11 protein-coding genes and 2 pseudogenes are annotated in these 14,646 nt (G+C 74.2%); 8 read left to right on the top strand and 5 right to left on the bottom strand.

What is annotated here, in order from left to right; all coding sequences use genetic code 11:
- Window positions 1-139 precede the first annotated feature (139 nt).
- Window positions 140-1,234 (top strand): ribosome small subunit-dependent GTPase A, encoded by a 1,095-nt coding sequence (gene rsgA / locus ABB07_RS07850; protein WP_208898037.1) that lies wholly within the window; start codon window positions 140-142, stop codon window positions 1,232-1,234.
- A gap of 188 nt (window positions 1,235-1,422) precedes the next feature.
- On the opposite strand, the gene ABB07_RS07845 is transcribed toward rsgA, so the two are convergent.
- The gene (locus tag ABB07_RS07845) at window positions 1,423-2,031 is read right to left on the bottom strand and encodes a TetR/AcrR family transcriptional regulator (RefSeq protein ID WP_208898036.1); all 609 of its coding nucleotides are present in this window, start codon (window positions 2,029-2,031) and stop codon (window positions 1,423-1,425) included.
- A 99-nt stretch (window positions 2,032-2,130) separates the two neighbouring features.
- Here ABB07_RS07845 and ABB07_RS07840 point away from each other — a divergent pair, with 99 nt between their 5' ends.
- The 3 genes and pseudogenes from ABB07_RS07840 (at window position 2,131) to ABB07_RS07830 (ending at window position 5,286) form a co-directional block, all read left to right on the top strand.
- Window positions 2,131-2,943 carry an alpha/beta hydrolase gene (locus ABB07_RS07840; protein ID WP_244189262.1) on the top strand — a complete coding sequence of 271 codons (813 nt, stop codon included), beginning with the start codon at window positions 2,131-2,133 and terminating at the stop codon, window positions 2,941-2,943.
- A gap of 425 nt (window positions 2,944-3,368) precedes the next feature.
- Window positions 3,369-4,786, top strand: a pseudogene (locus ABB07_RS07835) (bifunctional transcriptional activator/DNA repair enzyme AdaA).
- On the top strand, window positions 4,786-5,286 hold the full coding sequence (locus ABB07_RS07830) for a methylated-DNA--[protein]-cysteine S-methyltransferase (protein WP_208898034.1): 501 nt from the start codon (window positions 4,786-4,788) through the stop codon (window positions 5,284-5,286). The pseudogene ABB07_RS07835 and the gene ABB07_RS07830 overlap by 1 nt, the downstream one beginning before the upstream one ends.
- Window positions 5,287-5,322: 36 nt before the next feature.
- Here ABB07_RS07830 and ABB07_RS07825 read toward each other — a convergent pair whose 3' ends face one another.
- Window positions 5,323-5,943, bottom strand: coding sequence for a TetR/AcrR family transcriptional regulator (locus ABB07_RS07825; RefSeq protein WP_208898033.1), 621 nt, complete (start codon window positions 5,941-5,943; stop codon window positions 5,323-5,325).
- Window positions 5,944-6,060: 117 nt separating this feature from the next.
- Here ABB07_RS07825 and ABB07_RS07820 point away from each other — a divergent pair, with 117 nt between their 5' ends.
- Window positions 6,061-6,996, top strand: a complete 936-nt coding sequence (locus tag ABB07_RS07820; protein WP_244189261.1) for an alpha/beta fold hydrolase — start codon at window positions 6,061-6,063, stop codon at window positions 6,994-6,996.
- On the opposite strand, the gene ABB07_RS07815 is transcribed toward ABB07_RS07820, so the two are convergent.
- A complete protein-coding gene (locus ABB07_RS07815; protein WP_208898031.1) occupies window positions 6,993-7,385 on the bottom strand; it encodes a PPOX class F420-dependent oxidoreductase in 393 nt (130 codons plus the stop codon). The genes ABB07_RS07820 and ABB07_RS07815 overlap by 4 nt on opposite strands.
- Window positions 7,386-7,556: 171 nt before the next feature.
- Between ABB07_RS07815 and ABB07_RS07810 the strand changes: the two genes are divergently transcribed.
- Window positions 7,557-8,750, top strand: coding sequence for a GDSL-type esterase/lipase family protein (locus ABB07_RS07810; RefSeq protein ID WP_208898030.1), 1,194 nt, complete (start codon window positions 7,557-7,559; stop codon window positions 8,748-8,750).
- A 114-nt stretch (window positions 8,751-8,864) separates the two neighbouring features.
- Here ABB07_RS07810 and ABB07_RS07805 read toward each other — a convergent pair whose 3' ends face one another.
- Together ABB07_RS07805 and ABB07_RS07800 are read right to left on the bottom strand one after the other, a co-directional pair.
- Complete coding sequence (locus ABB07_RS07805) at window positions 8,865-9,347, bottom strand: DUF456 domain-containing protein (RefSeq protein ID WP_208898029.1); 483 nt, start codon at window positions 9,345-9,347, stop codon at window positions 8,865-8,867.
- A gap of 50 nt (window positions 9,348-9,397) precedes the next feature.
- Entirely contained in the window at window positions 9,398-10,378 is a 981-nt protein-coding gene (locus ABB07_RS07800; RefSeq protein ID WP_208898028.1) for a helix-turn-helix transcriptional regulator, read from the bottom strand.
- A 480-nt stretch (window positions 10,379-10,858) separates the two neighbouring features.
- On the opposite strand from ABB07_RS07800, the gene ABB07_RS07795 reads away from it, so the two are divergent.
- Window positions 10,859-12,652 (top strand): protein phosphatase 2C domain-containing protein, encoded by a 1,794-nt coding sequence (locus ABB07_RS07795; protein WP_208898027.1) that lies wholly within the window; start codon window positions 10,859-10,861, stop codon window positions 12,650-12,652.
- A gap of 27 nt (window positions 12,653-12,679) precedes the next feature.
- Window positions 12,680-14,421, top strand: a pseudogene (locus ABB07_RS07790) (pyruvate dehydrogenase).
- The last annotated feature ends 225 nt before the right edge of the window (window positions 14,422-14,646 follow it).

Raw genomic sequence — 14,646 nt, 5'->3', positions numbered from 1 at the left:
GAGGTGTCGACCGATGGCTGTCACTGCGATGGGCGCTGCCCGCATCCAGGAATCCGTCCAGTCCACCTCCGTGGCCACCGGCTGAACCCACCGCGCGCCGAACGCGCCTGCCCGGGGCCACCCTTGTGAAGGGTCTCCCTTGACTTCCACCTCCGCAGTGTCCTCCGCGCTGGCTCCCTACGGCTGGGACGAGGCCTGGGCCGACGCGTTCGCGCCCCACGCCGCCGACGGGCTGCTGCCCGGCCGGGTCGTCCGGGTCGACCGCGGCCAGTGCGACGTCGTCACCGCCGACGGGACCGTCCGCGCCGACACCGAGTTCGTCGTGCCCCGCGATCCGATGAAGGTCGTGTGCACGGGCGACTGGGTCGCCGTCGACCCCGACGGTGACCCCCGGTACGTCCGCGCGTACCTGCCGCGCCGCACCGCCTTCGTGCGCTCCACCTCCTCCAAGCGGTCCGACGGACAGATCCTCGCCGCCAACGTCGACCACGCCGTGGTCGCCGTGTCGCTCGCCGTCGAGCTCGACCTCGGCCGCATCGAACGCTTCCTCGCCCTGGCCTGGGAGTCCGGCGCCCAGCCCGTCGTCGTCCTCACCAAGGCCGACCTGGTGCCGGACCCGGTCACCCTCGCCCACCTCGTGCAGGACGTGGAGACCAGCGCGCCCGGCGTGCCGGTGCTCACCGTCAGCGCCCTGCACGGAGAGGGGCTCGACATCCTCGTCGCGCTCGTCGGCTCCGGTACGTCCGTGCTGCTGGGCCAGTCCGGCGCGGGCAAGTCCACGCTGGCCAACGCCCTCGTCGGCCGGGACGTCATGGACGTGCGGGCGGCGCGGGACGTCGACGGCAAGGGCCGGCACACCACGACCACCCGCAACCTGCTCGCCCTGCCCTCGGGCGGGGTCCTCATCGACACACCCGGGCTGCGGGGCGTCGGCCTGTACGACGCCGGGAGCGGGGTCGGCCAGGTGTTCACCGAGATCGAGGAACTGGCCGAGCGGTGCCGTTTCCACGACTGCTCCCACGACACCGAGCCGGACTGCGCGGTGCGCTCCGCCGTGGAGAGCGGGGAGCTTCCGCAACGCCGGCTGGAGAGCTACCGCAAGCTGGTGCGGGAGAACCAGTGGATCGTGGCCAAGACCGATGCCAGGGTCCGTGCGGAGCTTCGGCGGGAGTGGAAGAGGAGGGGGGCGATGGGGAAGGCGGCGATGGAGATGAAGCGAGGGCACCGCATGTAGGAGGGCGGCTGGGGCAGCGCCCGGAGGATCATGGTCTGCTCGGGGCTACCGCGGAGGGCAGTTGGCTCGAGGTAGCCCCGTCAAAGCCGGCCGGCCTGTCCAGTGCCGGGCCCCTGGGCGTCCGGCGGAGCCCGCCGACGTGCCCGGATGGGTGTGCGGCCCGGGCGCTGATCCACCGGCCTGGGAAGTCAGGCAGCGGATTCAGCCTGGTGAGCGGAGGCCGGCCGGCCCAGGACGGCGTGGACGCCATGTGCCAGCGCGTCGGAGACGGCCGGTCCGTCGAGATAGCCACCGACCATGGCGCCGTCGCGCAGCAGTACCAGCAGGGCCGCGGCCGCGGAAGGGTCGGGATGCCCGCACGCGGCCGCCAGGGACGCGAGGGCGTCGCGGAACCAGGCCCGGTGCTCTTCGACGGCCCGGCGTACGGGGTGCCGCGGGTCGGGGTATTCCGCGGCCGCGTTGATGAACGGGCAGCCCCGGAAACCTGCGCCGCAGGTCTCCTCGGCGATCCCGGCGACGAGCAGGTCGAGGGCCTGCTGGGGAGAGCCGACCCGGGCGGTGCCGGCGGCGAACTGCGCGCGAATGGCGGCGTCGCGCCCGCGCAGGTAGGCCAGGACCAGGTCGTCCTTGCCGGGGAAGTGCCGGTAGAACGTCGCCTTGGTCACTCCGCCCTCGGCGATCAGCCGGTCCACCCCGACGGCCTGGATCCCCTCGGCGTAGAAGAGGCGCGACGCGGTCTCCAGCAGCCGCTCACGCGGCTTCGACTTCGTCGCGGCACGGTCGGTCGCGGCATCCATACCCCCAAGGTAACAGACAGGTCTGTCTTGACAGGGGTCTCTGCCGCGTGTTCGGCTGGAAGTAGACAGAACAGTCTGTCTCTCGAAGGAGTGATGACCATGTCCCCGAAGTCCCTCGTCCTGATCCACGGCCTCTGGCTGAGCCCGCACAGCTGGCAGCCCTGGATCGACCGCTACACCGCCCAGGGCCACACCGTCCACGCCCCGGCCTGGCCCGGCATCTCCGAGCTCCACGAGCCGCTCGACCACGACCGGGCCCCCGCCGGCCTGGGCGTGGCAGAGATCGCCGACCACTACGAACGCTTCCTGCGCACCCTCGACGAGCCGCCCGTCATCATCGGCCACTCCTTCGGCGGCCTGGTCACCCAGATTCTGCTCGACCGCGGCCTCGGCGCCGCGGGCGTGGCCCTGCACCCCGCACCGGCCAAGGGCGTCCTGCGCCTGCCGCTGACCACCCTGCTCGCCGCCCGGCCCGTCCTCGGCAACCCGGCCAACCTGCGCCGAACCGTCGAGCTGACCGACCGCCAGTTCCGCTACGCCTTCGCCAACACCGTGTCCGAGGAGCAGGCCGCCGCCGAGCGCGCCCGCTGGTCCGTGCCGGGCGTGGGCCGTCCCCTGTTCCAGGCCGGGTTCGCCAACTTCACCCCGGCCGGCCGTGCCGCCACCGCCGTCCGGTTCGACAACTCCGACCGCGCACCGCTGCTGCTGGTCGGGGGGACCGCCGACCACATCGTTCCGGCCGCGGTCGTCCGCGAGACCCACCGCCGCTACCGCCGCTCCACGGCGCTCACCGAGTACAAGGAGTACGCCGGCCGAGACCACGGCACGGCCTTCCACGAGGGCTGGGAGTCCGTCGCGGACGACGTCCTCGACTGGGCCCTGCAGGCGCGAGGGCCGGCCCACACCTACTGACACCGAACCGCGCGCTTCCGGTGCTCACCGCAACCCCGCAGCGTCGTGGTGGTCGGATCACTCCGGCCGCGGACCGCGAGGTGCCTGCCTCCGTCGACCGCCGCCCCGATCACCAGGAGGACCTCACGAGATCCGGGTGCCGGCCGATCACGGGCACCGCGGTCTCCTGCCGGTGGAGGGCGGCGACGGATCACCCGGCCGTGCACATCCGCCACCACGCGCTCACGAGCGCGCCACCTCCTTCGGCACGGGTGGAGCGGAACGACATCCACGTCGACACCGCGAGGCCGTCCGTGCCGGAACAAGCGCGAAATCCTTTACGGAAGCTCCTCAGCCCCGCCCTGCGGCGCGACCCGCAACGTTCACGACCGCAGTGTCCGATTTCCGCCAGCCCCGCCCTCGTCCGCGGCCGCACACTGGAACACGTGAGGGACGAAGACACCAGGTACGAGGCGGTGCGGAGCAGGGACGGGCGGTTCGACGGAGTCTTTTTCTTCGCCGTGCAGACCACCGGGATCTACTGTCGGCCCAGCTGTCCGGCGGTGACGCCCAAGCGGCACAACGTGCGGTTCTTCGCGACGGCCGCCGCCGCGCAGGGCGCCGGGTTCCGGGCCTGCCGGCGGTGCCGGCCGGACGCCGTGCCGGGGTCGGCGGAGTGGAACGTGCGGGCGGACGTCGTCGGGCGGGCCATGCGGCTGATCGCCGACGGCGTCGTGGACCGCGAGGGCGTCGCCGGGCTCGCCGCGCGGCTCGGCTACAGCGCGCGGCAGGTCCAGCGGCAGCTCACCGCGGAACTCGGCGCCGGGCCCGTGGCGCTCGCCCGGGCCCAGCGGGCGCACACCGCGCGGGTGCTGCTGCAGACCACCGAGCTGCCGGTCACCGAGATCGCGTTCGCGTCCGGGTTCGCCAGCGTGCGCCAGTTCAACGACACCGTCCGGGGGGTGTACGCCGCGACGCCGACCGAGCTGCGGGCCGCCGCCCCCGCCGCGGGCCGGGGGCCTCCCGGGGCCGGGGCGCCGGCCGGGCCGCTCCGGGCGCCGGTATCCCGCTGCGGCTCGCCCACCGCGGGCCCTACCAGGCCGCCGCCGTCTTCGACCAGCTCGCGGCGGAGGCGGTAACCGGTGTCGAGGAGGTTTCCGGCCCGCCGGGCGGCCGTACCTACCGGCGCGCGCTGCGGCTGCCGTACGGCACCGGGATCGTCTCCGTCGAGGAGCGGACCGGGGCGCCGCGGCCCGGTACCGGCACCCGTCCGGGCGGCTGGCTCGACGCGCGGCTGCACCTCACCGACCCGCGGGACCTCACCACCGCGGTGCAGCGGCTGCGGCGCCTGTTCGACCTGGACGCCGACCCGTACGCCGTCGACGAGCGGCTCGGCGCCGACCCCCGGCTCGGCCCGCTGGTCGCCGCCCGGCCCGGACTGCGCTCACCCGGCGCCGTGGACCCCGCGGAGGCCGCCGTCCGCGCCCTGGCCGGGAAGGACGGCGCCCAGGAGCTGGTGCGGCGCTACGGCAAGGTGCTCGACGCGCCCTGCGGCAGCCTCACCCATCTCTTCCCCGAGCCGGCCGTCCTCGCCGAGGCCGAGCCGCACGGGCCGCTGGGTGCGCTGGCCGCCGCCCTCGCCGACGGGACCGTACGGCTGGACCCGGGGGCCGACCGGGAGGAAGCGCAGGAAGCGTTGCTCGCGCTGCCCGGGATGGCCCCGGCCACCGTCGCCGCCGTACGCGTACGCGCCCTCGGTGATCCGGACGTCGCCCCGCCCGGCGCGGAGGTGCCGGACGAGTGGCGGCCCTGGCGTTCGTACGCCGTCCGGCATCTGCGGGTGGCAGGGGAGTGGAACAACTGATGACAACCGTTTACTGGACCGAACTCGACGCTCCCGTGGGCCGGTTGCTGCTCACCGCCGACGCGGAGGGGGCACTCACGTCGCTGTCCGTGCCCGGGCAGAAGGGCGGGCTGAGCGTCCGGGGCGTGCCGGACGCCTGGCGGCACGATGCCGGGCCGTTCCGGGCCGCCGCGGACCAGCTCGCCGCCTACTTCGCCGGTGAACTCAAGGAATTCCGGCTGCCGTTGAGCCCCCGGGGCACCGAGTTCCGGCAGCGGGTCTGGACCGCGCTGGACGAGGTGCCGTACGGCGCCACCGTCACCTACGGAGAGATCGCCGCGCGGATCGGCGCCTCCCGCGCGGCGGTGCGCGCCGTCGGCGGGGCGATCGGCGCCAACCCCCTGCTGGTCGTGCGCCCGTGCCACCGGGTCATCGGCGCGGACGGATCGATGACCGGGTACGCGGGCGGCGTCGAACGCAAGGCATGGCTCCTGACCCTGGAGGGCGCGCTCACCGGCTAGGTCCCGGCGTCGACCGGACGTGGTGCGGGCCAGGCCCTACGCGGTGTCTGTGGGCCGCGGTTGGAAGATCCGGTCCAGGTGGTAGCCGAGGACGGCGGTGGCGGACTCCGCGTCGCGCTGGCCCACGAGGACGCTGGTGCCGAGCCCGGCCGACATGGCGAGCAGGCCGACCGCCTCCGCGTGGGCGTCCACGCCGGCGCGCAGCAGCCCGGCGTCGGCGGCCTGCCGGAGCAGCCCGGCCACGGTGGCCTCGGCGGCGTCGGGATCCTTGATGAACGGCTGGGCGGCGAGCGCCTCGTCGGTCACGGAGAGCACGGCGTACGAGGTGTAGAGGTGGTGGAAGAGGCGGCTCTCCTCGTCGACCGGCAGGGCGGCCGTCAGCAGCGCCTCGATCACCGCCCGCGGCCCTGGATCGGCACCGGCGGCGCGGACTCGCGCGGTCACCCGCTCCCCGAACCTGCCGGCCAGGTGGCGCAGTCCGAACAGGAGCAGCTTCTCCTTGGACTCGAAGTAGTACTGCACCAGGCGGAGCGAGACGCCGGCCTCGGCCGCCACGTCGCGCATCCCCACCGCGTGCAGCCCGAGCCGCCCGGCCGCCCGGACGAGCCCGTCCGCGATCTCGGTACGCCGCTCTGCGTGATCCACGCGCTTGGGCATCGTCCGGCTCTCCGCCTCGTGTCTCCGGCTTTTCGATGGGCCCTTTGATGGTACAGCTGTACCATTTTTATGGTACGTTCGTATCACAAAGATCGACTGCCCGCCCTGGAGGTGGCCGTGCCCGAGTCCACAGCAGCCCGTTCCCGGCCCGACGTCGGCCGTTACGTCAGCGACGCCTGGCGCGAGCGCTACTTCGCGGCCTGTGACGCGCTCTACGCGCTGGGTGCGCCCGCGTCCTGGGAGCAGGACGTGGAGACGTCGTTCGGGACCACGCACGTCTACCGCTACGACCCCGACGATGCGGCCGCCCGCGACCGCACCCCTGTCGTGCTCGTCCACGGCGCCGGCTCCTGCTCGGCCATGTGGTACCTGAACACGGCCGCCCTCAGCGCCGAACGACCCGTCTACGCGATCGACACCCCGGGCGACCCGGGCCGCAGTGTGCAGCGCGCGCCGATCCACGAGCCCGAACGGGCGGCCCGGTGGCTGGACGAGACACTCGCCGGACTCGGGCTGGACCGGGTGCACCTCGTCGGCTCCTCGTACGGCGGCTGGCTCGCCCTGAACCAGGCCCACCGCGCACCCGGACGCCTCGCCTCGGTCACGCTGCTCGACCCGGGCGGCCTGGAGAAGGTGGGGCTGCGCTTCTTCGTGTGGATCTTCGTCAGCCTGTTCGCCACCTTCGCCCCGAAGCGGCTGCGGCCACGTCTCGCGGCCTGGCTGGAACAGCCGGTCCTCGTCGTGCCGGAACTGCGCGCCATGGTCCATGCCGGGGTCCGCGCGTACCGCATCCGCAGGCCTGTGCCGCAGCCCCTGACCGAGGCCGAACTCGCCACCATCCGCACGCCGTTGTACCTGGTGCTCGGCAGGCGCAGCCTCCTGGTGCACCCGGACCGGCAGGTCGAACGCGTGCCCCGGCTGGTCCCCGGTGCCAGGGCCGAGATCATCTCCCGGACCGGCCACGGGCCCCAGATCGACCACGCGGAGCGGACCAACCGGCTGATGCTGGACTTCATGGACTCCGCCGAGCGCGGCCTGCCCGCGCCCTGCTAGCTCTGGTCGGACCCCGGTTGCTTCTCCTCCAGGCCCCAGCTGTGCACCCGGTGGGGATGGATGCGGATCAGCTCCTCGCTGAAGTGCGGGCCCAAGTCGTGGGGTCCGACGAGGAGTTCGGCCTCGCCGCGGATGTCGACGCCGCGCACCCGCCAGGGCCGTACGCTCGCGATGTCGTCCACGACCAGGGCCACCTTCGGGTTGTGGCGGAGATTACGCCACTTCTTCGTCGTCCCCATCGCGTAGCCGCCGATCAGGATCGTGCCGTCGTCCTGGACGTGGAAGCCCACGGGGTTCGCCTGCGGCCGGCCCTGCGGGTCCACGGTGGCCATGCGGCCCAGCCGCTGCGACGCCAGATACGCCCGTTCCGCCGCGCTGAATTCGGTCATGACGGCAGCCAAGCACGTCGGCCGACGGCACACATCGGCTGTGCGCCCTAGGCCCGCCGTCCTACGCCCGGTTGCGCCGAGCGGGTGGACCGCCGTCGCGGGTGCGGTGGCCGGGCCCGGCCGTGTGGCACGGTCTGCTCCGACGGGCAACGGGGAAGGGCGGGTGCGGAGATGGCCGGGGCCGGGCGGATCCTGACGGTGCTGGTGCTGGCGATGCTGCCGGGCACGATGGCGCCCGCCGTGGCGGAGCCGGCACCGCCACGGCCGGCCTGGACGGGCAGCTGGGAGACCGCGCCGTCGGGAACCGCTTCCGCGCTGCCCGGCGCCGCGATCCGCAACGTCGTGCACCTCAGCGTCGGCGGTACGGCCGTGCGCATCCGGCTCGGCAACCGTTTCGGCACCGCGCCCCTGCGGCTCGGCGCGGTCACCGTCGCGCTGCGCCGGGGGGCCGGCCCGGACGCGGTGCCCGGCACGGTGCGCACCGCCACCTTCCACGGCGCCCCGGCGGTCACCGTCCCACCGGGTCAGGACGCGGTCACCGACCCGGTGCCGCTGCGCGTCCCGGCCGCCGCCGATCTGCTCGTCACCGTGTACACCCCTTACGACAGCGGACCCGCCACCTACCACCGGACCGCCCTGCAGACCAGCTACGTCGCCCCGGTGGGTGCGGGCCGGGCCGCCGACGAGGACGGCGGCGCCTACACCACCCTCGTCAGCCGCTGGTACTACGTCACCGGCGTCGACGTACTCGGGACCACCGCGGGCAGCATCGCCGCGTTCGGCGACTCCCTCACCGACGGAAACGGTTCCACCCCCGACACCAACCACCGCTGGCCCGACCGGCTCGCCGAACAGCTCCGCGCCTACCGGCTGGGTGTCCTCAACGCCGGAATCTCCGGTAACCGTTTGCTACGCGACGGCACCGGCCCGAGCGCCCTCGCCCGCCTGGACGCCGACGCCCTGGACCGGGCCGGGGTACGGGTCCTGGTCGTCCTGGAGGGCATCAACGACATCAAGGGCACACCGGCGGCGGACGACGTCACCGCCTACGCCGAGGCCTACCGCGCCCTCGTCGCCCGCGCCCACGCCCGGGGCATCCGGGTCGTCGGCGTCACCCTCACCCCGTACCGGGGCTTTCCCGCCTACACGGACGCCCGCGAGGCGGTACGGCAGCGGGTGAACGCCTTCATCCGCGCCGCCGGCGCCTTCGACGCGGTCGCCGACGCCGACGCCGCCCTCCGCGACCCGGCCGACCCCACCCGCCTCCTCCCCGCCTACGACCCCGGGGACCACCTGCACTTCAACGACACCGGGATGGCGGCAGTGGCGGAGACGGTGCGCGACGCCCTCGGCAGGGTGCGGTGACGGGGGACGGGAGGCGGGGGCGAGTGGCGGCGGTGTGTGACGGGGCTGAGCGGCGGGGGTGTGTGACGGGGTGTGCCCGCCACTTTTTCCGGCTCCGCTCCGTGACGCGATGGCTCACCCCCACAGCACCGCTCCCAGCCACGCCCCCGCGATCAGCAGGCAGGCGAACAGTTCCGCGAGGACGCTGGAGCCGCCCGAGCGCATCGTGGTCCGGAGGGCGGCCACCGCCTCGCCGTGCCGGCCCAGGCGCAGGCGCTCGTGGAGGTAGATGCCGGCCACGAAGCCCGGCAGGGCGCCCAGCACCGGCAGCAGGACGAAACCGAGGAACGCCCCGGCGCCCGCGTACAGCCGCATCCGCGGGGTGGCGCCGCTCTGGCGGAGCCGGCGCGGGGGGAGCGCCGAGCGGACCGCCAGCGACAGCAGCAGCACCGCGCCGGCCCCCACCAGCACGGCCCAGGCCAGGGGGTGCGGATCCGTCAGCGCCCACCACAGCACCGCGGCCCACACCAGCCACGACCCCGGCACCCCGGGCACCAGCACTCCGCACAGGCCGAGCGTGACGACCACCCCGACCAGCAGGAGTTCCCACACTCCCATCTGCCCAGAGTGCCGGAGAAGGCAGGCGGGCGCCGGGCGGGGCCGGGGCACTAGGAGCGCGCGACCCAGCCCCGTTCGTACGCGTGCCAGCCCAGCTGCAGCCGGGTCGACACCCCGGCCACCTCCATCAGCCGCCGCACCCGGCGCTGCACGGTCCTGAGCCCCAGGTCGAGCTGCTTGGCCACGCTCGCGTCGGTCAGCCCGGCCAGCAGCAGCGACAGCACCTCCAGATCGGTGGCGTCCGGGCCGTCGGGTTCGTCCTCCACCACCCCCGACGCCCCCAGCCGCAGCGGCAGCGCCTCCCGCCACACCGACTCGAACAGCCCGGCCAGCAGTTCCAGCAGCCCGCTGGCGTGCACCACCAGCGCGGCCGGCTCCGCCGTGCGCGAGGTCAGCGGCACCATCGCGAGCGCACGGTCGGCGATCACCAGCTTCGTCGGCACCCGGTCCACCGCCCGCACCCGCTCGTCCCGGGCGAGCGCGGCCGTCAACTCGGTCATTCCGTGCGGCAGTTCCAGCACCGCGCGCTCCACCACCACCCGGTAGCGCACCCCGCGCCCGGCCGCCTGTGCCTCGGCCTCGTTCTCCAGCCCGGACACGACCACCGGATTGCCCGTCACCAGCGCGCACACCTCCTCGGCCGCGCCCAGCTGCAGCTGCAGGAAGCGCTGGGCCACCGCCGAGGCACCGGTCACCACCTCCACCAGGTCGTGCACCGCGGGCTCGGCCGCCGCCGCCCGGTACTCCTCGGCGAGCAGTGCCGCCGCCAGCTCCGCCTTCTCCAGCTCGTGCCGCTGCTGGGTGAGCAGCGCGCCCAGCGCCACCCCCGGCGGGGCCGCCACCCAGCGGCCCGGCCGTGCCGGGGACTGGGCGGCGAGCCCCTGCCGCTCCAGCCGGCGCAGCGCCCGCTCGGCGTCCGGCTCGGACAGCCGCAGGTGCCGCGCCAGATCGGTCACCTCGGCCGCGCCCACCGACACCAGCGCCCGGTACGCCGCCTCGTGCCTGTCGTCCAGCCCTATCGCCGCCAGCATCGGCCCACGTCCCTCCCCTGGAACGGACCTGGACCCCAGGCCCGGGAACACGACGGCGGGCCCGGCCTGGCGGAAACCGGCCACGGCGCAAACCCGCCGCGGAACATCATCGCCGTACCGGAGGCGGGTCTGCCAAGGTGGCAGCACCGCGGGACGCGGGCCGTGCGCTCGATTCACAGCCCGGTCCCAGGAAACCAAGCCACAATCCGGCCATCCGACCGGTGCCCTGTCACGGCCCGGTCGTCAGGTTCGTGGCCCGGGCCCGGACGTGTGCGAGCCACGCGAAGGGGATTCGGGGCCGGGCCACTTGGGACGTCGCCGGGCGGTCCTCCCGTGGGGGGTGGGGCCGTCCGGCGGCCATCTGCCCTCTCTCGTACGGCTGTTCACTCCGTCACCCGACACGCCCTTCGAACGGCCGGGTGCGCCGGATTTTCCCCATGCTCCGTTTTCATACGCCCCGTGCGGTGGACAATCAGGGGCATGAGCCAGCAGGGGGGAAGGCCCGCCCGTCCTGAGGACGACTGGTGGGGACAGCTGTACGACGACTCCACCGAGGACACGGGCCCCACGGCAGCGCCCGATTCCCTGGACGACCGCTTCGCCTCCGCGAAGCGCACGGTCACGGGCCGGCCGGTGCCGGCGCCGACGAGTGACCGGGCGCCGGGTGCCGGGGGCGCGCCGCGAGACGACACGGGCTCGGCACGGGGGAGCGGGGCCGTCCTCGGTGCCGGGGGCGCCGGCGGTGCCGAAGGTGCCGGGGGATCGGAGTGGCGGGGCGCCGCGGTGCCGACGCAACGCACGGCCCAGGACCCGCCGTCCGCGCCGCCGGTCCAACCGCCACCGGTGACACCGGCCGCTCAGCCTGCGGCTCCCGACACCGCGACCGGCACGCCGCCCCGCCCACGGTCCCCGTGGGAGCCCCCGTCGTCCCTGCCCTCGACCGGCAGGCCCCCGGAACCGTCCACGACACCACCGGAATCCACCGCCCCACCATCACCCGCCGCCCCCACCTCGCCGACGCCGTCGGCGCCGCCGACCCCCAATCACCCGGCGCACACCCTGCCGACGCCCCCGCCCGAAGGCCCCACACAGGACGCGCAGGCACCCGCGTCCCCCACCACACCCACCGAACCACCCACCAGCCGCCCCCCACAGGACCCGCCCACACCCCCCTCGCCCCCGTCCGCTGAGCCGCGTGGTCTGCCCACCCCCGCCGCCACCGGCTCAGCGTCGGTTCCGGCCCCGGCCCCGGCCCCGGACCCGGCGCCCGCGCCCTCCGTGTCCCCCTCGCCCCCGGCCCCCTCCGCCGTCGACTACGTCGGTTCCGGGCCGCCCACCTACGACCCGGAGCCGACCGCGCTGCCGGACGCCGATCCGGACGGGCTGGGGGAGTTGGGCGCGGACACGGTGCTGGACGGGGCCCGGTACGGGGCGTGCACGCTGCGGGCGGTGTCGATGCGCGGGGACTCGGCGCGGTTCCGGGGCGAGCCGCGCCGGGACTCGCTGCTCACCGCCCGGTTCGGGACGGGGCGGCAGGCGCTGGTGCTCGTCGCGATGGCGACCGGGGTGCGGGGCACCCCGGTCGCGCACCTGGCGGCGTCGGAGGCGTGCCGGTGGATCGGGCGGGCCGTGGGCCGCAGTCATCACCGGCTCGTGGAGGACATCCGGGCGGCCCGGCGCGGCGACCTGAAGTCGGGCCTGCACCGGCTGACCGACCGCAGCCTCGGCAAGCTCCGCGCGAGCGCCGCCGAACAGGGCGTCGACCCGGAGCAGTACACGGCGAGCCTGCGCTGTCTGCTGCTGCCCGCCGACCCCGACTGCCGTACCCGCGTGTTCTTCGGCGTCGGCGACGGCGGCCTGTTCCGGCTGCGGGACGGCGCGTGGCAGGACATCGAGCCGAAGGTCACGGCCGAGGGCACCGCCGGAGCACCCGTGGTCGGCTTCGGCTCGCCCCCGCCGGAGACCCCCGAGGGCGACCGGCTCACCATGGACTTCGGCATCCCGACCCCGCCGAGCCCGTACGAGCCGGCGCCCGAGCCGCCCCGCGAGCCGTTCCGCTTCCGCACCTCGGTAGCCCGCCCGGGTGATGCCCTGGTGATGTGCACCGCCGGCCTGGCCGATCCGCTGCGCGGCGAGGCCGCCCTCTGCGCCTACCTGGCCCGCCGCTGGTCCGGCCGCACCCCGCCCGGGCTCGCCGCGTTCCTCGCCGACGCCCAGGTGCGGGTGAAGGGCTACGCCGACGACCGTACGGCCGCGGCCGTGTGGGAGGCGTAACCGTTTTCCCTGTGCATCCATGGGTGCATGGCCAAACAGAACGTAGCGGAGCAGTTCGTCGACATCCTCGTCCGCGCCGGTGTGCGCCGTCTCTACGGCGTGGTCGGGGACAGTCTCAACCCGGTGGTGGACGCCGTCCGCCGCAACGCCGCCATCGACTGGATCCACGTGCGCCACGAGGAGACCGCCGCCTTCGCGGCCGGCGCCGAGGCGCAGATCACCGGCAAGCTGGCGGCCTGCGCCGGCTCCTGCGGCCCGGGCAACCTGCACCTGATCAACGGCCTGTACGACGCGCACCGCTCCATGGCCCCGGTGCTCGCGCTGGCCTCGCACATCCCGTCGAGCGAGATCGGCCTCGGCTACTTCCAGGAGACCCACCCCGACCGGCTCTTCCAGGAGTGCAGCCACTACAGCGAGCTGATCTCCAGCCCGAAGCAGATGCCCCGGCTGCTGCAGACCGCGATCCAGCACGCGGTCGGGCGGAGCGGGGTCAGCGTGGTCGCGCTGCCCGGTGACATCGCCGCCCAGCCGGCCCCGGAGAAGGCCGCGCAGAGCGCCCTCGTCACCTCCCGGCCGACGGTCCGGCCCGGCGACGCCGAGATCGACGCGCTCGCCGGGATGATCGACCGGGCCGACAAGGTCACCCTGTTCTGCGGCAGCGGCACGGCCGGTGCGCACGCCGAGGTCATGGCGTTCGCGGAGAAGATCAAGTCACCCGTCGGGCACGCCCTGCGGGGCAAGGAGTTCATCCAGTACGACAACAGGTTCGACGTCGGTATGAGCGGGCTCCTCGGCTACGGCGCCGCCTACGAGGCCACCCACCAGTGCGACCTGCTGATCCTGCTCGGCACCGACTTCCCGTACAACGCCTTCCTCCCCGACGACGTGCGGATCGCCCAGGTCGACGTACGGCCCGAGGTGCTCGGCCGCCGCTCCCGGCTCGACCTCGCCGTGTGGGGCGACGTACGCGAGACCCTGCGCTGTCTCATCCCGAGGGTGAAGGAGAAGACCGACCGGCGCTTCCTCGACCGGATGCTGCGCAAGCACGCCGACGCGCTGGAGGGCGTGGTCAAGGCGTACACCCGCAACGTCGACAAGCACGTGCCGATCCACCCCGAGTACGTGGCCGCCGTCCTCGACGAAGTCGCCTCCGCGACGCGGTGTTCACCGTGGACACCGGAATGTGCAACGTGTGGGCCGCCCGGTACCTCTCGCCCAACGGCCGCCGCCGGATCATCGGTTCGTTCTCGCACGGGTCGATGGCGAACGCGCTGCCCATGGCGATCGGCGCCCAGTTCACCGACCGGCGCAGGCAGGTGGTCTCCCTGTCCGGCGACGACGGGTTCTCCATGCTGATGGGTGACTTCCTGACGCTCGTGCAGTACGACCTGCCCGTCAAGGTCGTGCTGTTCAACAACTCCTCCCTCGGCATGGTCGAGCTGGAGATGCTGGTCTCCGGGCTGCCCTCCTACGGCACCGCCAACACCAACCCCGACTTCGCCGCCGTCGCCCGCGCCTGCGGCGCCCAGGGGATCCGGGTGGAGAAGCCCAAACAGCTCGCCGGCGCGCTCAAGGACGCCTTCAAGCACAAGGGACCGGCCCTGGTGGACGTCGTCACCGATCCCAACGCCCTGTCCATCCCGCCGAAGATCAGCGCCGAGATGGTCACCGGTTTCGCGCTGTCCGCCTCCAGGATCGTGCTGGACGGCGGCGTCGGCCGCATGCTCCAGATGGCCCGCTCCAACCTCCGCAATGTGCCGCGCCCTTGAGAAAGCCCGGAACCGGGGAGCGGATTTCGGCCAGTTTCACGGCGCGTGACGGCGTGCCGACGGCCGGTGCCGGGCGCATCTGCCCCGCCGTCCCGGGGCATCCGTGGCGCCCAGGGCCCTGCGGGGAGCCGGCCGGCCGGGTGCGGCACGGTCCGGTGGCCGGCCCGGACGCCGTACGGCCGTGGCCGAACCGCCGGTCTTCGGGCGTGCGTGATGACTGCCTGT

The sequence above is a fragment of the Streptomyces incarnatus genome (genome assembly GCF_001027185.1).
GTDB classification, from domain to species: domain Bacteria; phylum Actinomycetota; class Actinomycetes; order Streptomycetales; family Streptomycetaceae; genus Streptomyces; species Streptomyces puniciscabiei.
This window is presented reverse-complemented; position numbering and strand designations above follow the sequence as displayed.

What these genes read in the sequence shown, in the direction of transcription:
- ABB07_RS07840 (WP_244189262.1), top strand. Translation starts at nt 2,131, where the DNA reads ATGTCCCCGAAGTCCCTCGTCCTGATCCACGGCCTCTGGCTGAGCCCG.
- ABB07_RS07805 (WP_208898029.1), bottom strand. Translation starts at nt 9,347, where the DNA reads ATGGGAGTGTGGGAACTCCTGCTGGTCGGGGTGGTCGTCACGCTCGGC.
- ABB07_RS07810 (WP_208898030.1), top strand. Translation starts at nt 7,557, where the DNA reads ATGGCCGGGGCCGGGCGGATCCTGACGGTGCTGGTGCTGGCGATGCTG.
- ABB07_RS07825 (WP_208898033.1), bottom strand. Translation starts at nt 5,943, where the DNA reads ATGCCCAAGCGCGTGGATCACGCAGAGCGGCGTACCGAGATCGCGGAC.
- ABB07_RS07800 (WP_208898028.1), bottom strand. Translation starts at nt 10,378, where the DNA reads ATGCTGGCGGCGATAGGGCTGGACGACAGGCACGAGGCGGCGTACCGG.
- ABB07_RS07795 (WP_208898027.1), top strand. Translation starts at nt 10,859, where the DNA reads ATGAGCCAGCAGGGGGGAAGGCCCGCCCGTCCTGAGGACGACTGGTGG.
- ABB07_RS07830 (WP_208898034.1), top strand. Translation starts at nt 4,786, where the DNA reads ATGACAACCGTTTACTGGACCGAACTCGACGCTCCCGTGGGCCGGTTG.
- ABB07_RS07845 (WP_208898036.1), bottom strand. Translation starts at nt 2,031, where the DNA reads ATGGATGCCGCGACCGACCGTGCCGCGACGAAGTCGAAGCCGCGTGAG.
- ABB07_RS07815 (WP_208898031.1), bottom strand. Translation starts at nt 7,385, where the DNA reads ATGACCGAATTCAGCGCGGCGGAACGGGCGTATCTGGCGTCGCAGCGG.